Annotated in this window: 15 protein-coding genes; 7 read left to right on the forward strand and 8 right to left on the reverse strand. The window is 63.8% G+C overall.

Annotation, left to right across the window (positions count from 1 at the left end; genetic code table 11):
• Positions 1 to 37: 37 nt before the first annotated feature.
• From IEV75_RS07815 to IEV75_RS07830, 4 genes are all read right to left on the reverse strand, one after another.
• Entirely contained in the window at positions 38 to 511 is a 474-nt protein-coding gene (locus IEV75_RS07815; protein ID WP_188452003.1) for a MaoC family dehydratase, read from the reverse strand.
• 77 nt (positions 512 to 588) lie between these two features.
• Positions 589 to 1,602: a sugar kinase gene (locus IEV75_RS07820; RefSeq protein ID WP_188452004.1), complete on the reverse strand. Its 1,014-nt coding sequence runs from the start codon at positions 1,600 to 1,602 to the stop codon at positions 589 to 591.
• A 22-nt stretch (positions 1,603 to 1,624) separates the two neighbouring features.
• Complete coding sequence (locus IEV75_RS07825) at positions 1,625 to 3,049, reverse strand: mannitol dehydrogenase family protein (protein ID WP_188452005.1); 1,425 nt, start codon at positions 3,047 to 3,049, stop codon at positions 1,625 to 1,627.
• Between the two features lie 20 nt (positions 3,050 to 3,069).
• A complete protein-coding gene (locus IEV75_RS07830; RefSeq protein WP_217978993.1) occupies positions 3,070 to 4,584 on the reverse strand; it encodes a UxaA family hydrolase in 1,515 nt (504 codons plus the stop codon).
• Between the two features lie 169 nt (positions 4,585 to 4,753).
• Here IEV75_RS07830 and IEV75_RS07835 point away from each other — a divergent pair, with 169 nt between their 5' ends.
• The 6 genes from IEV75_RS07835 to IEV75_RS07860 all read left to right on the forward strand — a co-directional run bounded on the left by IEV75_RS07835 (position 4,754) and on the right by IEV75_RS07860 (position 12,445).
• The gene (locus IEV75_RS07835; RefSeq protein WP_188452006.1) at positions 4,754 to 5,833 is read left to right on the forward strand and encodes a LacI family DNA-binding transcriptional regulator; all 1,080 of its coding nucleotides are present in this window, start codon (positions 4,754 to 4,756) and stop codon (positions 5,831 to 5,833) included.
• A gap of 106 nt (positions 5,834 to 5,939) precedes the next feature.
• Positions 5,940 to 7,394, forward strand: coding sequence for a glucuronate isomerase (gene uxaC, locus IEV75_RS07840; RefSeq protein ID WP_188452007.1), 1,455 nt, complete (start codon positions 5,940 to 5,942; stop codon positions 7,392 to 7,394).
• A gap of 25 nt (positions 7,395 to 7,419) precedes the next feature.
• Entirely contained in the window at positions 7,420 to 8,268 is an 849-nt protein-coding gene (kduI, locus tag IEV75_RS07845) for a 5-dehydro-4-deoxy-D-glucuronate isomerase (protein ID WP_188452008.1), read from the forward strand.
• 11 nt (positions 8,269 to 8,279) lie between these two features.
• A complete protein-coding gene (gene kduD, locus IEV75_RS07850) occupies positions 8,280 to 9,038 on the forward strand; it encodes a 2-dehydro-3-deoxy-D-gluconate 5-dehydrogenase KduD (RefSeq protein WP_188452009.1) in 759 nt (252 codons plus the stop codon).
• Between the two features lie 230 nt (positions 9,039 to 9,268).
• On the forward strand, positions 9,269 to 12,004 hold the full coding sequence (locus tag IEV75_RS07855; RefSeq protein WP_233351794.1) for a TonB-dependent receptor: 2,736 nt from the start codon (positions 9,269 to 9,271) through the stop codon (positions 12,002 to 12,004).
• A 75-nt stretch (positions 12,005 to 12,079) separates the two neighbouring features.
• Positions 12,080 to 12,445 carry a methylglyoxal synthase gene (locus IEV75_RS07860; RefSeq protein WP_188452010.1) on the forward strand — a complete coding sequence of 122 codons (366 nt, stop codon included), beginning with the start codon at positions 12,080 to 12,082 and terminating at the stop codon, positions 12,443 to 12,445.
• Here IEV75_RS07860 and IEV75_RS07865 read toward each other — a convergent pair.
• Genes IEV75_RS07865 through IEV75_RS07880 form a run of 4 tightly spaced genes read right to left on the reverse strand, consistent with a single transcriptional unit; the run spans position 12,442 to position 16,860 of the window.
• The gene (locus IEV75_RS07865; protein ID WP_188452011.1) at positions 12,442 to 13,725 is read right to left on the reverse strand and encodes a TRAP transporter large permease; all 1,284 of its coding nucleotides are present in this window, start codon (positions 13,723 to 13,725) and stop codon (positions 12,442 to 12,444) included. The genes IEV75_RS07860 and IEV75_RS07865 overlap by 4 nt on opposite strands.
• Positions 13,725 to 14,228, reverse strand: a complete 504-nt coding sequence (locus tag IEV75_RS07870) for a TRAP transporter small permease (protein WP_188452012.1) — start codon at positions 14,226 to 14,228, stop codon at positions 13,725 to 13,727. Before IEV75_RS07870 ends, IEV75_RS07865 begins: the two co-directional genes overlap by 1 nt.
• Positions 14,221 to 15,225, reverse strand: a complete 1,005-nt coding sequence (locus IEV75_RS07875) for a TRAP transporter substrate-binding protein (RefSeq protein ID WP_188452013.1) — start codon at positions 15,223 to 15,225, stop codon at positions 14,221 to 14,223. The genes IEV75_RS07870 and IEV75_RS07875 overlap by 8 nt, the downstream gene beginning before the upstream one ends.
• Positions 15,226 to 15,234: 9 nt before the next feature.
• On the reverse strand, positions 15,235 to 16,860 hold the full coding sequence (locus IEV75_RS07880) for a pectate lyase family protein (RefSeq protein ID WP_188452014.1): 1,626 nt from the start codon (positions 16,858 to 16,860) through the stop codon (positions 15,235 to 15,237).
• A gap of 273 nt (positions 16,861 to 17,133) precedes the next feature.
• On the opposite strand from IEV75_RS07880, the gene IEV75_RS07885 reads away from it, so the two are divergent.
• The gene (locus tag IEV75_RS07885; protein ID WP_188452015.1) at positions 17,134 to 17,961 is read left to right on the forward strand and encodes a 2-keto-4-pentenoate hydratase; all 828 of its coding nucleotides are present in this window, start codon (positions 17,134 to 17,136) and stop codon (positions 17,959 to 17,961) included.
• The last annotated feature ends 8 nt before the right edge of the window (positions 17,962 to 17,969 follow it).

Here is a 17,969-nt window from a genome sequence, read left to right on the forward strand (position 1 = left end):
GGGAAACGCCGGGTGCGGCGCGGTGGTTCCGGACGGGCTAGCGAATTTGCGCGTCAGGCGGGTAGACAAGGCCCAGCCATTCGGCCACCAGCGCGGGCTTGTCCACACCCTCGATCTCGACGGTTACCTCCATGCGCGTCAGGAAGCCGCCATCGCTGCGCGCCTCGGCGCCCAGAAAGGTGAAGTGCCCGCGCACCCGCGAATTGACCGGCACGGGCGCGAGGAAGCGGATACGGTCAAATCCGTAATTGATGGCATAGGCGCCTTCCGGCCAGGGGCTGGCCTGATGGCTGAAACCGGTCAGCAGGGAAAGGGTGAAAAAGCCGAAGCTGATCGTTGTCGGGAAGGGACCGTGCGCCGCGCACCAATCAGGATCGGTGTGCATCGGGTCTTCATCGCGCGTGACCTTGCCGAAAACGTTGAAATCCTCCTGCGTCAGCCGCGTCCAGCCGGACACGCCCATCGCGCTGCCGGGTTCGAGGCCAAACGGGTGTCCTGCCTGTGTCGTCATCGGGTTGTTCCTTACCTTGCAGGCAGTTCGGGTTCTCAATTGCCCCGCAAACTGCTTTGCGTTCGGCGAAATCCGCTCTAGCGCTTCAGGTCACGCCCTTCGCGCCAGGCAGCGATGTCGCTTCGGCGTACAGTGCACATGTCGCCGGGCATGGAATGCTTCACCGCCATGGCTGTGAGCGCGTCTGCAAGGGCCGTTTGCGGGTCCAGCCCATGTGCGAGCCCGTCAATCAGCCCCGCAGCGAAGGCATCGCCGCCACCAATCCGCTCTACAATACCGGCGAGGCTTTCCGGTCCGGCGCTCGCCGTGCCGCTCCGGCTGGCGAGCCGGGCATGAAGGGTCTGGTCAAGCGTGCCGCGCGACTGACGGAAGGTGGTGGCCACATGCTGAAGGCCGTCAAACCGGGCGAAGGCGGCCGCAGCCGCGTTGTCAAAATCGGCTTCCGGCTCGCCGGTCTGGTCCAGCGGCAGGATGCGGGCGAGGTCACCGGCACTAGCAAACAGTACGGTCACGTGGGTGGCCAGGGCGGCGAGAATGCTGCTTGCCTCTTTTTCGCGTCCGCCCCAGAGCATGGGCCGGTAATTGACGTCGAAGGACACGCTGGCACCCAGCTCGCGCGCGGTTCTCGCGGCGTCGAGCGCGGCCTGTGCCGGCCCGGCGCCGAGGGCGGGGGTGATGCCCGAAAGATGCAGCCAGTCCACCCCGTCCAGCGCGGCTTTCCAGTCCCACGCGCCCGGCGGCATCTGGCTGAAGGCAGATCCGGCGCGGTCATAGATGATCTCGGCGGGACGCTGCATCGCGCCGCTGGTATGAAAGTAGAGTCCCATCCGCCCGGCGGTGCGGGTAATGTGCGAGGTGTCCAGGCCAGAGCGGCGAAGCTCCCCGGTGCACGCATCCCCGATAGCGTTTTCCGGCAGCGCGGTAATGATACGCGCGCGGTGTCCCAGCGCGGCAAGGCCGGCAGCAACATTGGCTTCTGCGCCGCCAAACCAGGTTTCGAGGCGGTGTGAATGCAATAATGCCTCGCGCCCTGGTGCGCTCAGGCGCAACATCACTTCGCCGAACGCCGCAGCGTTGAGGTAACGGCTCATTTGCATACTCCATATACGCGGATCAGGGCCGTAACCCACGCTCCAGCTTGAGGATGTCACCGTAGCCGCGCGACAGTGCGCTGCGAAAGTCCGGATTTCGCGCAAGGCCAGGCGGGAAGACCTGTTCCATCTCCAGAAAGCGTGCAGTGTCGCCCGCGGGGTCTCCGGTGCAGTCCCGGCCGGCCACCAGCAATGTCTCCTGCAGGGGATCGGTGAGAGCCGAACCCTCCCTTGCGGCCCGCACCACAAAGCGCATCCAGGCTGCCGCTGCCCGGGCAAGGTGCACAACCGGCCGCCCGGCCTGAAGGTTGTCAGCAACGGTGCCCAGCAGGCGCACAGGCAGTTTCTGCGAGCTGTCCCAGGCAATCTGCGAAAGCTTGTGGCTGATGGCGGGATTGGCAAAGCGCGCCAGCACACCTTGCGCGTAAGCGTCCGGATCAAGCCCCTGAACAGGCGCCAGGCCGGGGAGGATTTCCTGGCCGATCATCTCTGCAATGCGGGCGCCCAGCCAGTCATCTGAAATTGCCTCGCTTACCCGCTGATAGCCAAGGGCCAGTCCCATCCAGGCAAGCGCGGAGTGTGCCCCGTTCAGCACGCGCAGCTTGGCAAGGGCATGCCCGCGGACATCGCTGGTCAGGACGGCGCCTGCCCGGCCCAGCGCGGCGACGGGTTCGCAATCCAGATTTTCGATGACCCAGGATGTGAACACCTCGCGGCAGACGGCGGCGTCGTCGCGCGTGCCCAGCTCGCTCTCCAGCGCGTCGAGGAAAGCCGGATCACTCGCCGGTGTGATGGAATCCACCATGGTGCGTGGGAAGAGGGTGTGACGCTCGATCCAGCCGGCAAGCCCGGTGTCGGACTGCCGGGCCAGCCGGACGACGGCTTCGCGCAGCCGGCTGCCGTTATCGGTCAGGTTGTCGCAGCTCATGACGACAGGCGGCGGTGTTCCGGCGGCCTTGCGCCGGGCCAGCCCGGCCACCAGCCAGCCGATTGCGCTGCGCGGGGCGTCCGGCCGCGCGATATCGTGAACGATGTCGGGATGGCTAAGGTCAAGCTGGCCGTTCCCGTCGAGGCAATATCCCTTTTCGGTGATGGTCAGGGTGATCAGGCGTGTCGCTGGCGCGCCAAGAGCGGTGAGCGCACCGGACGGATCGTCCTGCGCGCTGAAGGCATCACGGATCGCGCCTATCACGCGGGTCCAGCTACCCGGCCCCAGCGTTTTCAGGGTGAACAGCCCGTCTTGCGCGCGTAACGTATCGGTCGTGTCCCGGCTGCGCAGGGCAATCGCCGTGATCGCCCAGCGCGGATCATCGTGCAGCAGGGTATCGATGAAGGCGGCCTGGTGCGCGCGATGGAACGCGCCCGGTCCGATGTGCACAATGCCGGGCTGAAGCTGTGTCCTGTCATAGGCAGGGCGCGCCACTTGGGCCGGCAGGGCGTGCAGCATGATATTTCCCCGCGGCCTGCTCACAGCGTGACGCCCCGCTTCCAGATGGCGATCTCGCGCTCGTCATTATGCTCATTGCGGGTGGGCTGGCCAGACGCGGCCGCCAGAACGAGATCGAACAGCCGGGCCTCCACGATCTCCATCTTCTCGCCGGTCAGGAGGGGTCCGGCGTCAAAGTCGATCCAGTGCGCCTTTCGCTCCGCCAGGCTGGAAGTAGATGCGATCTTTACAGTCGGGACCGGGAAACCCAGCGGTGTGCCCCGGCCGGTCGTGAACAGGATGATCTGTGCACCGGCGCAGGCCAGCGCCGTTGACGACACCGCATCATTGCCGGGCGCCTCCAATAGTGTGAGGCCCGGGCGGGTTGCACGCTGACCATAGGCGATGACATCGGTCAGTGCCGCCTGCCCGGCCTTCTGGACCGCGCCGAGGGATTTTTCCTCCAGCGTGGTGATGCCGCCAGCGATATTGCCCGGTGACGGATTTTCATGAACGGGCTGGCCATTATCGGTGAAGTAGGCCTTGAACCGTTCCACCAGCCGCGCGCCCGCGGCGAACACGCCTTCATCGGCCGCGCGGTTCATCAGAAGGTGCTCTGCGCCAAATATCTCGGGGATCTCGGTGATGATGCTGGTCCCGCCAGCGCCGGTGACCATATCGGTCATGCGTCCGGCCAGCGGGTTCGCGGTAAGGCCGGAAAACCCGTCTGACCCGCCGCATTTCACACCGATCACCAGATCACTGACCGGGCAGGGCGAGCGTCTGTCGTGCCTGGCGATCTCTGCCAGCTCGCCGGCGAGTGCCACGCCTTCCTCCAGCTCGTCCGCGGCGCTTTGCGCGCGCAAGATGCGCACCCGGGACGGGTCGAGCCCCGGCGCTGCGGCGAGCAGTGCCTCGATCTGATTGGACTCGCATCCCAGACCGACGATCAGCACGCCGCCTGCATTGGGATGGGAGGCCAGGCCGGCGAGTATGGCGCGCGTGTCAGCAAGATCTCCGCCAAGCTGGGAGCATCCGAACGGGTGTGTAATGGCGTGAATGCCATCAAGGCCGTCGCCGTGCTGGGCCGCCGCTCTGCCCGCGATCCGGCGTGCCGTCTGTGCGACGCATCCAACCGTTGCGATGATCCATATCTCGTTACGTGTTCCAACAGCGCCGCCCCGCCTGCGGTATCCCGCAAATGTCCGGTCGAGCGGCCGCGAACCCGGAGCGTGTATGTTCGTATCGGCGGTGTAGGTGAGGCCGCCGCCGGGTTGCAGGGCGGTGGTCAGGTTATGGGTGTGAACGTGATCGCCCGGCGCAATGTCCTTGCTGGCCAGTCCGATAGGCCAGCCATAGCGCAGCACCGGTTCGCCCTCGCGCACGGGGCAGAGCGCCACCTTGTGCCCGCGGGCAATTGCCAAGGACGGCACCAAAACCTTGTCATCGATGCGGACTTTCTCTCCGGGAGACAAGTCGCGCAAGGCGACGGCAACGCTGTCTGCGGTATTGACGCGAAACGCGTCCATCCCGGTCATGGTGTCCGTGCGGTTCATTCGATCGCCCCTTCAGCAGCCCCAGTATGGAAACCGGTGTCATGATGGGTCAAGCTCTCGTCCGCCGGCCGATGCAGCGGGCGGTGCAAGATGCGGGTTTGGCAGAAAGCTCGCGGTCCGTGCTATGCCGTAGGGGGACGATCCCGTCCAGATTCGTCAGGATTTTCCGATGACCAGCAGGCGCCCGCGTTCCGAACCCGGTTCCGATAATGCCTTTGGCGCACCCTCAGCGCGCAAGCGTGCCACGATCAATGATATCGCGCGCCTGGCCGGTGTATCGAAAAAGACTGTGAGCCGGGTCATCAACCGTTCGCCCTTCGTGAAGGTCGAAACCCGTGACAAGGTCAATGCGATCATCAAGGAGCTGGGCTACCGGCCTGACCCCCAGGCGCGCGGGCTGGCCTTCCGCCGCTCGTTCCTGATCGGCATGATCTATGACAATCCGAACCCGCAATATGTCGTCAATGTCCAGCAGGGCATTCTCGATGCGGTGCGCGATTCAGGACTGGAGCTGGTAGTTCATCCCTGTAACCGGGCCAGTCCGGGCTTCCTCGATCAGGTTCAGGCTTTTGTGGAGCAGTTGAAGCTGTTTGGCGTGGTGCTGACACCTTCTGTGTCGGAAGATGATGACCTGGTGGCGATCCTGCGCGATCTCGACTGCCCTTATGTGCGGGTTGCCTCGGTATCACTGGATGATGCCGAGCGCATGATTGTCACTCATGATGCCGCTGGCGCGGCGGAAGCCGCCAGGCACCTTGCCGATCTGGGGCACCGCCGCGTGGCGTTCATCAGCGGCCTGCCGAGCTTCCGCTCGTCTCACGAGCGCCGCCGCGGGTTTGCCGAAGGGCTGGCCGAGCGGGGGCTGGAACTTAAAGAGCGCTATGTGGTGGAAGGGGCGTATACATACGATTCCGGTGTTGCCTGCGCGCGCAAGCTTCTCGCGATGGATGTCCCTCCAACCGCCATTTTCACCGGCAATGACGAGATGGCAGCCGGTGTCTATACCGCCGCGCGCGATGCTGGCGTTTCCATACCCGGCGACCTGTCGGTCATCGGCTATGATGACAGTCCGATGGCGGCACGCCTGTGGCCGCCTCTGACTTCCGTGCGCCTGCCAATCCGCGACATGGGGCGGTTCGCGGCTGAAAAGCTGATCGTGCTGGCGAACGCCGAGAGCGACACCAGCGCGCGGCATCCGGAAGTCCGGCCGGGGCTGGCAGTGAGGGAATCCACCGCCAGGCCGCGCTGATAATGCCGTAGACGGTGCGCGCTGCGAACCTTGAAATATTGTATGACACCGGTTACCAAAGATATGTAGAAACCGGCACGAGAATGCGAGACCGGGGAGGAAAGCCATGGCCGTCCGGCCGCTATCGCTACACCCTGACCGGCTATTCCCCGCTGACCCGGCGCTGCGGGCGATTGCGCGCGAGCTGTATGGCGCCGTGTGTGATCTGCCGATCATAAGCCCGCACGGCCACACGGATCCGTCCTGGTTTTCCGACAATGAGCCGTTCGGCAATCCTTCGCAGCTGCTGCTGGCGCCCGACCATTATCTGTACCGCATGCTCTACAGCCAGGGTGTGCCGCTGGAGGCGCTCGGCGTGCCGTCGCGGGCCGGCCCTCCCGATACTGATCCCAGGCAGGCATGGCGGACATTTGCCGCCCATTTTCACCTCTTCCGGGGCACACCGTCGGCAATGTGGCTCAACCACGTGTTCGTGGAGGTGTTCGGCATTGATGTGCGCCTGAGCGCCCGGACGGCCGATCACTATTACGATGTCATCGATGCAGCGCTGAAGACCGACGCGTTCCGGCCGCGGGCCCTGTTTGACCGGTTCGGCATCGAATTTCTCGCGACAACGGAATCGCCGGTCGACTCTCTCGACCATCATCATGCGATTGCGTCCTCCGGCTGGGGTGGCCGGGTTGTCACGGCCTATCGTCCAGATCCCGTAATCGACCCTGAATATCCCGGATTTGCCGATGCGCTGGAGGTGTTCGGCGAGATCACGAACGAGGATGTCTTCAGCTGGAAGGGCTATCTGGAGGCGCACCGGGTGCGCCGCGAGGACTTCATCGCTGCGGGGGCCACATCCACCGACCACGGGCATCCGACAGCCGCCACGGCAGACCTCTCGCCGGCAGATGCGGCGGCGCTGTTTGCAAAGGTGGTGAAAGGCGGTGCGGACGCGCGCGAGGCCGAGCTGTTCAGGGCGCAGATGCTGACTGAAATGGCGCGGATGAGCCTTGAAGACGGGCTGGTCATGCAGATCCATCCGGGTTCGTTCCGCAATCACAATGCCGCCCTGTTCGCCAGTCATGGCCGCGACAAGGGTGCCGATATTCCCACCCGGACCGATTATGTGGGGGGGCTGAAACCGCTGCTCGACCGGTTCGGCAATGAGCGTGAGCTTGGCATCATCGTTTTCACGCTCGATGAAAGCACCTACGCGCGCGAGCTGGCGCCGCTGGCCGGCCATTATCCTGTGCTGAAGCTGGGACCGGCCTGGTGGTTCCATGACAGCCCGGAAGGCATGCGCCGTTTCCGCGAACACACAACCGAAACTGCCGGGTTCTACAACACGGTCGGGTTCAACGACGACACGCGCGCTTTCCTGTCCATTCCGGCCCGCCATGATGTGGCGCGGCGTGTGGATTGCGGCTTCCTGGCCCGCCTGGTGGCCGAGCACAGGCTGGAGATTGACGAGGCAGCCGAGCTTGCCGCCGACCTTGCCTGCAGGCTTGCCCGATCTGCTTACCGAATTGATGCAAACGAGACGATGGCACCGGCCCGGCGGCCGGCCTGACCCCTGCAAATCTGGAGGAATCCCCATGTTCAGCAAAACGCTGCAAGCCACCCATCCCGACATGATGGATGGGGCAAGCAATGACGCATTGCGCGATCGCTATCTCGTTGACGGATTGTTCGAGTCCGGCAAGGTCACTCTGGTCTACTCGCACAATGAACGCTTTGTCATCGGAGGTGCGGCGCCGGCTGGAAAGCCGCTTGCGCTGCCTGTCCAGACCGAACCGGAATCGGCCAAGGGCCATCCCTTCCTCGAACGCCGCGAGATGGCGGCGGTCAATGTGGGCGATGGGCCCGGCGCCATTACGGTCGACGGCAAACGCCATGATCTGGCCGAGAAGGATGCGCTCTACATCCCGATGGGTGTGAAAGAGGTGGTGTTCGAGAGCGCATCGGCGGACAAGCCTGCCCAGTTCTACCTTGTTTCCTGTCCGGCTCATGCGGCGTATGAGGTGAAGAAAATCTCCATCGCCGAGGCCACCCCGCTGGAGCGTGGTACGATGGAGGAGAGCAATCAGCGCACGATCTACCAGTTCGTGGTGCCGGGCGTGTGCCAGTCAGCCCAGCTGCTGATGGGAATGACTATTCTGAAGCCTGGCAGCGTGTGGAACACGATGCCGCCGCACCTGCATGACCGGCGTTCTGAAATCTATTTCTATTTCGGGCTGGGCGAGAAGGGCCGCGTCTTCCACTTCATGGGCGAGGCCGACAATGCCCGCCACATCGTGGTGTCGGACAAGGAGGCGGTGATCTCCCCGCCCTGGTCGATCCACATGGGTTCGGGTGTTTCCAACTACATCTTCATCTGGGCGATGGCGGGCGAGAATCTCGACTATACCGATATGAACGTCCTCGACATCTGCCAGCTCAAATAAGGGGCTTTCGCATGGCCGCATCGTTCTCACTGGCGGGAAAGACCGCACTTGTCACCGGAGCCAATACCGGTCTTGGCCAGGCGATGGCCGTGGCGCTGGCGCACGCCGGAGCCGACATTGCTGCCGCCGGGCGCTCCAGCGCTGCTGAGACTGGCCAGCTGGTGGAGGCGGCCGGGCGGCGCTTTGCAGAGATCAGGGCCGACCTTGGCGACACGTCTGTTGCCGGCGGTGTGGTGGCAGATGCCGTCGCGGCGCTGGGCGGTGTCGACATTCTCATCAACAATGCCGGCATCATCAGGCGCAATGACGCGCTCGACTTCACCGAGGACGACTGGGACTCGGTGATGAATGTGAACCTGAAGGCGGCGTTCTTCCTGTCCCAGGCGGCTGCCCGTCACATGGTTGGAGCGGGCAGGGGCGGCAAGATCATCAATATTGCCTCCATGCTGTCCTTTCAGGGCGGAATACGCGTCGCTTCCTACACGGCATCAAAGAGTGGTGTGGCGGGCCTCACGAAATTGCTCGCCAACGAATGGGCGGGCAAGGGCATCAATGTGAACGCCATCGCGCCAGGCTATTTCGCGACCAATAATACCGAGGCGTTGCGTGCGGACGAGACGCGCAATTCAGAGATACTGGCGCGCATTCCCGCGGGCCGCTGGGGCGCTCCTGAAGACCTCGGCGGAGCCGCCGTTTTTCTGTCTTCCTCTGCGGCCGATTATGTCCATGGCACGGTGCTCGCGGTCGATGGCGGCTGGCTAGCCCGTTGATACAAATTGATAAATCGGCGGATCAAAGAAAATTGGCTCGCATTATTGATACCGGTGTCATTTTCAGTCATAGTTTGCCGGATTCTGACGCGTAACGCGCTGACGACGGGAAGCATGTGAAGCGGCAATGCGTGTCCGCAAAATTGCCACCGGTGTCATACGCGGGCCGCTAGGGTTCGAAACCAAAATCAAGGCAAGCTGCAAACAGCTGCCAAAGGGGAGGAAGAGGAATGTCCAGGACCAATGGAATGGCGCGTGCGCGCTCCTTGCTGACCAGCGCATCCGTGCTCGGTCTGGCTGCGGCCATGTTCTCCGCACCGGCTGTGGCCCAGGAGGCGCCCGAGGCGGCCAGTCAGCCGACAGAAACCATCACCGTGACCGGTTATCGCGCTGGCCTTCAGGCTGCAGCAGCGGTAAAGCGGGAGGAGACCGGCGTTGTTGATGCCATCGTGGCCGATGACATTGCCGCCTTCCCTGATCTCAATCTGGCAGAGGCGATCCAGCGTCTTCCGGGTGTTGCCATCGACCGTGATGCCGGTGAGGGCCGGCAGATCACCGTGCGTGGCCTCAGCCCGGATTTCTCGCGGGTGCGGATCAACGGCATGGAAGCGCTGAGCGTGACCGGCGGGACGGACTCCTCCGGCGGCGGCAATCGCTCGCGTTCGTTCGACTTCAACACCTTCGCTTCTGAGCTGTTTCAGTCCGTCGTGATCCGCAAGACCCAGTCGGCTTCGGTTGATGAAGGCTCGCTTGGCGCAACGGTCGATCTGCGCACCGCGCGCCCGTTCGACTATGACGGCTTTACCGTAGCTGCCGGTGCGCAAGTCGGCTGGAACGACCTCTCGGAGGAGTTCAATCCGCGGCTGACAGGCCTTATCTCGGACCAGAATGCCGATGGCACGTTCGGCTGGCTGCTTTCGCTGGCCTATTCCGACCGCGCCCAGCTTGAGGAAGGTCATTCCACGGTGCGCTGGCAGAACGCCAACAGCTTTGGCGGATGCACGGCCTGCGTCACGCCGGCGGACGAAGCTGCGGTCAATAATGCGTTCCACCCGCGTATCCCGCGCTATGGCCGGCTGGTCCACGACCAGGAGCGGCTGGGCGTGACGGGCTCGGTGCAATTTCGACCCAGTGGCGTGACCGAGATCAGCCTTGATGCGCTCTATTCCCGGTTTGACGCTACGCGCTCGGAGCAGTTCCTGGAGAATTTCTCCTTCTCGCGCGGTGGCAGCGCCACCCCGGAACTGGTGGGCAAGCCCGCCCAGATCGTTACCGCCTATGAGATCGATGCCAACAACAATCTCATTTACGGCGTGTTCGACAATAACGATATCTACGCCGAGCACCGCTATGACGAGCTGACCACGGAGTTCACGCAGTTCACGCTCTCGCTGACCCACGAATTCACCAGCCGCTTCCGCGTGGATGGTGTCGTCGGCCGTTCGGAGTCGAACTTCTCCAACCCGGTCCAGTCGACCATCCTGTTCACGAACTTCGATTCAGACGGGTTCTCCTACGACTACCGCCAGAACAGCCGGACCCCCGCCATTGACTGGGGCTTTGATGTCAATGACCCGACCAATTACCAGCTGACCGAGTATCGGGACCGTCCGAACTATGTCGACAACACCTACACGACGGCGCAGTTCAATGCGGAGTTCGACCTCAACGAGATATTCACGCTGCGCGGCGGGGTGAACTGGAAGAGCTATGAGTTCGACAGCTGGGAAGGCCGGCGTGACCTGCTGCTGCCGGCGGCCCAGTGGATGCCGGTGACGGCGGCCATGGCCACCCAGGTAACCGGCTTTGGTAACGGGCTTGGCATGCCCTCTGGCAATGTGACGAGCTGGGCCATTCCCGATGTCGGCGTGGTGGCTGACATGGTTGGCCTCTATCAGCGTCCGCTGGTGCCGCAGACGGGCAATATCCGCAATGTCGAGGAAGACAATCTGGGCGGTTATCTGCAGGCGGCCTTCAGCACCGATTGGGGTGGCATGCCGGTGCGCGGTGATTTCGGCGTGCGTGTCGTGCGCACCGAGACCAGCTCGACCGGTATCATCTCCGGCGTCGAGGTGACGGTGGACAACGAGTACACAGACACGCTTCCCAGCTTCAACCTCGCCCTTGAGCCGACGAGCAACATGGTGCTGCGCTTCGGTGCGGCCCAGGTCATGTCCCGCCCGTCACTGGGCGCGCTGACGCCGGGCGGCAATGTTTCGGGTACGGCCTACACCGTGAATTACGGCAATCCGCGTCTCGATCCGTTCCGCGCCAACAATTACGATTTCAGCGCGGAATGGTATTTCGAGGATGAGTCCCTGTTCGCGGTGGCGCTGTTCTACAAGGATATCGAATCGTTCGTGGCCCGCGCGACCGACACCATCCCCTTCAGCCAGACCGGCCTTCCCGCGAGCGCCGTCCCGTCGGGCACACCGCTGGCCGGTGACCTTGCCGCGAATCTGGATCCGCTGGTTGATGTCAGCCGGAATATCAATGGGGAAGGCGGGGATCTCCGCGGTTTGGAAGTCCAGTGGGTGCGCCCGTTCAACTTCCTGCCTGCGCCGTTCGACCGTTTCGGTGCAGTGATGAACTACACTTGGGTGGACTCCGACGTGAATTACGGGGCGGCCGGTTCGAACCAGCTGACGGGCCTGTCGCGCAATTCCTACAACGCCACGCTCTATTACGAGGACGAGCGCCTGAGCGCGCGTGTGTCCTTCAACGGGCGTGACCCCTATCTGACCCAGTTCCCGGGCCGCAACGGCAATGACGAGGAAGGCAAGGAGCGCACGTTCAATGTGGATGCGGCCATCCGCTACAACCTGACCGACCGCGTGACGCTGACCTTTGACGGGATCAATCTCACCGACGAGTTCAACAGCCAGTATGTGGACAGCGCCAACCGCGTGTCAGTCTACCATCATACCGGCCGCGAATATCTGTTCGGTGTCCGCTATCGCTACTGATCTCTCCCGATAGTAGCCCCTTTGACCCCGGACCAGTACGCTGGTCCGGGGTTTTCTTTGTGTGGAGTGGCAAACGTGATCACAACGCTGGGGCTGGTCGCCCATGACGCCTGCAAGCCGGTGCTGCTGGACTGGGTGGGGGCGCATCGTGAACGCCTGTCGGCGCTGACGCTCTTTGCTACCGGCACGACCGGCCGGCGACTTATGGAGGCCTATCCCGCGCTGGCGGTAAACGCGCTGAAAAGCGGTCCGCTGGGCGGTGACCAGCAGCTTGGCGCGATGATCTGCGAGGGCCGGCTGGACGCGCTCGTCTTTTTCACCGATCCGATGAGCCCCCAGCCCCACGATGTGGATGTGAAGGCGCTCACGCGCCTGGCCGTGCTGTACGACATACCGCTGGCCCTGAACCGGGCCAGCGCCGAGGCGGTCATCCGCGGCTAGCCGCGCATCAGCTCGACAAGGCCCATGGTCAGGAAGGGCAGGTAGGTGATCGCCATCAGGGCGGCAACCAGTGCGCCGTAGAAGGGCCAGATGGTCTTCACGGTCTCCTCCATGCGCATGCCGCCGACGGCCGCGCCGACGAACAATACAGAGCCCACGGGCGGTGTGACCAGCCCGATGCCGAGATTGAGCATCATGATCACCCCGAAATGCACAGGATCAATACCCAGCCCAACCGCGATGGGCAGGAAGATGGGGGTCGTGATCACGATCAGCGGCGACATGTCCATGAAGGTGCCCAGCAGCAACAAGATGAGGTTGATGATGAGCAGGATGAGGATGGGGTTGTCGGTGACCGACAGGATCAGGGCGGCCAGCTGGGAGGGCGTTTCGAGTATCGCCAGCACCCATCCGAACGCGGAAGCGGCGCCGATGATGAAGAGTACCATGGCGGTCGTGCGCGCGGCGGCCAGCGTGGCCTCCAGGAAGGCCCTGAAGCTGAGCGAGCGATAGACAAGAACGGCGACCGCGAGCGTGTAGATGACGGCGATGGAGGAGGATTCGGTGGCCGTGAAGAAGCCGCCCAGAATGCCGCCTACGATGATGACGGCTGTCATCAGGCCGGGCAGGGCGGCGGCAAACGCGGCCACGAAGGCCGGCCAGCCGGGAAACTCGCCGCGCGGATAGTTGCGCTTCACCGCAACCAGCCAGGCCACGAACATTAGCAGGGCGCCGGTCAGAAGGCCGGGAATGATACCGCCGATGAATAGCTCGCCGACACTGACGCCGACACCGGCTGCCGCCGCATAGATGATCATGTTGTGGGAGGGCGGGATGAGCAGGCCCACCACGGCCGAGGTTGAGGTGACGTTCACCGCATAGTCGGTGTCATAGCCCTTTTCCTTCATCATCGGCATCAGGGTGGAGCCGAGTGCCGAGACGCTGGCAACCGCCGAGCCCGACACTGCGCCAAACAGCATGGACGCGCCGACATCGACCTGGCCCAGCCCGCCGCGTGAACGCCCGAAGGCCGCTTCGGCGATGCGTACAAGGCGCGCGGCGATACCGGCCCGGTGCATCAGTTCACCGGCGAAGATGAAGAAGGGTATCGCCATCAGCGAAAACACGCTCATGCCCGATGCCATGCGCTGCACGGCGACGACGGCCGGCAAGTCGAGCACGAGGAAGGCGACCAGTGTCGCGCCCAGCAATGCAAACGCGACGGGCACTCCGATGGCCAGAAGAAGCAGCAAGGTGCCCAGAAGAATGGCGAGTTCCATCAGACACGTCCTTCCATGCGCCCGCGTTCGCGCCCGGCAGCAAGCTCGGCGAGACGTTCAATGGCAAAAAGCGTGATCAGCCCGCCGCTGACGGGCAGGGGCATGTAGGCAAAGCCGCGCGAGATGCCGAGCGTGGGAATGACATGGCTCCACACCTCGCGCACAAGCTGTGTGCCCCAGATTGCAAGAGCCACGCCGCATGCGGCGATGATCAGCAGGGCGAAAGCCCGGCAGACAGTGCGGATGCGCACGGGCAGTGCTTCCACAAACGCGCCGATGCGGATGTGAAAGCCCTCGTGCACGCCGGCCGCCGCGCCGAACATGACAAACCAGACCATCAGGACCAGGGCGGCCTGCTCGGTCCAGGCAGGGCTGGCATTGAGCACATAACGGCCGAAGACCTGCCAGCCGATGATCGCGGTCATCACGGCAATGCCGGTGGCGCCGATGAACATGAGCAGGCGGGACAGCCAGCGTGTAATCGTTGCGAAACGGTCAAGCATCGGCCCCTCCGGCCATGTTGCGGATATCGTCGAGAAGGCGTTGCTGGGCTGGAGTACGCACAAAGCGCTCCCACACCGGGCGCATCAGATCGGCGAACGCGCCGACATCATCGACCGCGTTGACCTCGACACCGGCGGCGGTGATGCGTTCGCGCGCGGCGGCCACGCGCGCGTCCCACAGCTGGCGCATGAAGGGCACGGATTCGCGCGCGCAGGCCTGGACGAGCGCGCGGTCATCGGCGCTGAGCTGGCGCCAGCGGTGCGCGCTCATCACCAGCACTTCAGGTGCCATGACATGGCCGGTCAGGCTGTAGAAGGGCGCGGTTTCGAAATGGCGTGTCGACTCGTAGGACGGCCAGTTGTTCTCCGCCCCGTCGATCACGCCTTGCATCAGGCCCTGATAGACTTCCGACAGGTCCATGGGCGTTGCGTTGGCGCCAAGTGCCTCGACCATCGAGACATAGAGGTCGGAGTTCTGGACACGTATCTTCAGCCCGCGCATGTCGCCGGGCGTGCGGATGGGGCGGCGGGTATTGTAAAAGCTGCGCGCCCCGGAATCGTAGAAGCAAAGCCCGATCAGCCCGTGCGGTTCGAGCGCATCCAGCACGGCCTGACCGGGCGCGCCATCCAGCGCGGCGCGCATATGGCCCTCGGACTGAAACACGAAGGGCAGGGACAGGATGACCGTCTCCGGAGCAAAGGCATTGAGCGGCGCCAGATTGACCCGGTTCAGGTCCAGCCCGCCAAACACGGTCAGTTCCAGCGTGTCGCGCTCCGAGCCCAGCTGGCCGCCTGAATAGATGCGGATGGAGAGCCGCCCGCCGGAACGTTCCTCCAGCAGCCGGCCCATCATCCGCACAGCCTCTACGGTGGGGTAGTCGCTGGAATGAGTGTCCGAGGAAAAGAGGGGGCGTGAAATTTCCCCGCAACCGGCGGCGGCAAGCGCGCTGCCTGCCATCAGTCCGCCTGTCAGTGCGCGGCGCGTAAGCCTTGCCATGACGTTCCCCTATTCGGCCAGGCTGTTGAACCAGCGCTCTATCAGCGTGTAGCCGTCCTCGCCGGTCTCGTTGGCGCGGCTTGGTCCTTGCGGGTCGATGCCTTGTGCGATCAGCCATTCATCGGGAATGCCATCGCCGTTGGAGTCGGTGCGCGGCTCGCCTTGCGGCACGTCCACCCAGCCGCCGACATCCGCCGCACTATCGGGGATGATGCCGGTGCGGGTGCGCACCTCCTCGATCACGCGGGCATCGATGGCATCGCGGTAGAAGGAGGCGCCGGCGCGCTCCAGCACGCGCTCATAGGCATCTCCGGCAGAAACCGTCGTTACCTCGCCGGCGGGGAAAGCCCGGTCCACGAAGGTGCGGTCCGGCGCGGCAGAGCGTACCAGGTTGAGCTGGGGCATAAGCTGACCATCGACCGTATTGCCTTCAAAGAAGGCGCGGCCCGTCACGTTGCGCATGTAGAAGATGACCGGCCCCAGAGTGTCCGGGCCCTGCACATAGGCATTGTTGACGAAGTTGTAGCGGGCCACCGAGGCGGGATCGAGATCGGTGCCGGCGGCGTGGTGGTAGTCGAAGCCCTCACGCCCATAGAGCATGTCGCTTACAAGCCCTTGCGCGGCGCTGTAGTCGAACGTGTCGCGCGCAGGCGTCCAGTTCCAGAAATCGGTCTCCGCGCCGTGCCCCCAGTTGTAGAAGACATTGTTGCGGAAATCGAAGAGCACGCCTTCAGGGTCGGTGTAGGGCGTGGCGTAATTGCCCACGCGGGGCATACGCGAATGGTTGTGGGCCCACAGATTGTTCAGCCAGGAATAGCGCGCGCCATGACTGCCCCTGATCAGGCTGCCATAGCCCCGGTCGCCCTTTTCATGACCGGCCCGGTAGAGCCCTTCGGAGATGATCGACCACTGAACGGTGACGTTGGAGAGGTGATTGCCGCCGCGCTCGGGATCATAGCTCTGTGAAGCGGAGAGATTCTCGTCGATCGCCCAGCTGGCCGATACGTGGTCGAGGATGATGTGGTGGCCGCCGCGTATGGAGATGGAATCGTCCTCATGGCCTGCCTCATTGCCCATGCGCGAGCGGATATGGCGAATGATGACGTGGTTCGCGTTCACCGTGAGATCATGGTCGCGCAACGTGATCCCGCCGCCCGGCGCGCTCTGGCCTGCGATCGTGATGAAGTCATTGCTGATGATGAGCGGGCTTTCCAGCCGGATGATGCCATCGACATCAAAGAGCACGATGCGCGGACCGTCCGCTTCCACGGCTTCACGCAAGGAGCCGGGACCGGAATCATTGAGATTTGTCACCTTGAAGACGCGTCCGCCACGCCCGCCGATAGCATAGCGGCCAAAGCCTTCCGCGCCCGGAAAGGCGGGAATGGCGCCCGGAGGCACGAACCAGGGGGCGGGCTCATCGCTCAACGGGGGAATGTCGGGCGCGGCCGGGACCCGGTCAGGCCGGGCGGCAGCGGCCGCCAGTGCGGCAGCAGCCTGTTCGGGCGATGTGCGTGCCGGGCTGGTGCGCTCCGCCGCGGGAGAGGTGGCCTCACCGGTGTTATTGCCAGCCGGTTCAGGCGAGCAGGCAGCGAGAAAGGCGATGGCAGCTATGCCAGCGAAAGATTTGCGCATTTTTGTCTCCTCCCGCTCCCGCCCGTTATCCCGAACTGGAAGCATCATCATTATTTTCCGGCCCGGCGCAAAATCACCTGATTTGCAAATCGGGCTTGCCTTATGCGCCGGTGTTCGTAAGTATGCCTCTCAATGACACCGGTTACCATGAGGATAGCCTAGCGGCTCTTGGCCGATCACGGAAGCCCTCAATGCGCAAAACCGCACCGGCAGGAGATATCGCGCTCGCAACCATGCGGCGGGCTCGGGGCAGGAATGAAAAGGGACGTGCCATTGACGGCTCGCAACGCGAATATAGAAGCCATATCAGCGGCTTTCCTGGCTGCCCGCAGACGGGGTGGTGCCCTGAAATCGTTTCCCGGCGCGCTGCCTGAGACGCTGGATGAAGCCTATTCGGTTCAGGATCGTTCAATTGCCGGCTGGCCGGACCGGGTGGGCGGATGGAAGATCGGTCTCATCATGCCTGCCTTCCGGGCCGGCGCCGGTGCCGACCGGCTGGCAGGTCCGATTTTCGCCCGGCAGATTGTCGAGGACCGGCACGGGCATGTTCATGACATGCCGGTCTTCGATGGCGGTTTTGCCGCTGTCGAGGCCGAGTTCGTGTTCCGGCTCGCATCGGGGCTGGATGCCGGCATTCCCGTGACGCCCGATACAGCAGCCGGTATCGTTGACAGCCTGCACGTTGGGGTGGAGATCGCGTCGAGTCCGTTTGCCGGGATCAATGACAAGGGCCCGATGTCGGTGATCAGCGATTTCGGGAATAATAACGGGCTTATTGTCGGCGCGGCGATTGAAAACTGGCGCGAGTGCGACCCGGCCGGCCTGACCGCCCGGGTGGACATTGACGGCAAGACCGTGGGCGCTGCCAATGCGGCTGCGATCCCTGGCGGACCGCTCGCGGCGCTGTGCTTCCTGATCGATCTGTGCCGCAAGCGCGGGATCGAGCTGAAGGCCGGCGACTATGTGTCGACGGGGGCTGCAACGGGCGTACACGAGGCGCCGATAGGCGCGTCGTCGATTGCCGATTTCGGCCCGCATGGCCAGATAGCGGTGCGGCTGGTGGCCGCCGAGGGCGCCATCCCGGCCAAGGTGACGGCGTAATCTGCCAG

This window comes from Glycocaulis albus (genome assembly GCF_014639075.1).
GTDB lineage: Bacteria > Pseudomonadota > Alphaproteobacteria > Caulobacterales > Maricaulaceae > Glycocaulis > Glycocaulis albus.

Bases quoted from the DNA above. Each gene is read 5' to 3' on its own strand.
- IEV75_RS07870 (WP_188452012.1), bottom strand. From the start codon at position 14,228: ATGCTTGACCGTTTCGCAACGATTACACGCTGGCTGTCCCGCCTGCTC.
- IEV75_RS07830 (WP_217978993.1), bottom strand. From the start codon at position 4,584: ATGAACCGCACGGACACCATGACCGGGATGGACGCGTTTCGCGTCAAT.
- kduI (WP_188452008.1), top strand. From the start codon at position 7,420: ATGTTCAGCAAAACGCTGCAAGCCACCCATCCCGACATGATGGATGGG.
- IEV75_RS07880 (WP_188452014.1), bottom strand. From the start codon at position 16,860: ATGCGCAAATCTTTCGCTGGCATAGCTGCCATCGCCTTTCTCGCTGCC.
- IEV75_RS07815 (WP_188452003.1), bottom strand. From the start codon at position 511: ATGACGACACAGGCAGGACACCCGTTTGGCCTCGAACCCGGCAGCGCG.
- kduD (WP_188452009.1), top strand. From the start codon at position 8,280: ATGGCCGCATCGTTCTCACTGGCGGGAAAGACCGCACTTGTCACCGGA.
- IEV75_RS07825 (WP_188452005.1), bottom strand. From the start codon at position 3,049: ATGCTGCACGCCCTGCCGGCCCAAGTGGCGCGCCCTGCCTATGACAGG.
- IEV75_RS07865 (WP_188452011.1), bottom strand. From the start codon at position 13,725: ATGGAACTCGCCATTCTTCTGGGCACCTTGCTGCTTCTTCTGGCCATC.
- IEV75_RS07820 (WP_188452004.1), bottom strand. From the start codon at position 1,602: ATGAGCCGTTACCTCAACGCTGCGGCGTTCGGCGAAGTGATGTTGCGC.
- IEV75_RS07875 (WP_188452013.1), bottom strand. From the start codon at position 15,225: ATGGCAAGGCTTACGCGCCGCGCACTGACAGGCGGACTGATGGCAGGC.
- IEV75_RS07835 (WP_188452006.1), top strand. From the start codon at position 4,754: ATGACCAGCAGGCGCCCGCGTTCCGAACCCGGTTCCGATAATGCCTTT.
- uxaC (WP_188452007.1), top strand. From the start codon at position 5,940: ATGGCCGTCCGGCCGCTATCGCTACACCCTGACCGGCTATTCCCCGCT.
- IEV75_RS07855 (WP_233351794.1), top strand. From the start codon at position 9,269: ATGTCCAGGACCAATGGAATGGCGCGTGCGCGCTCCTTGCTGACCAGC.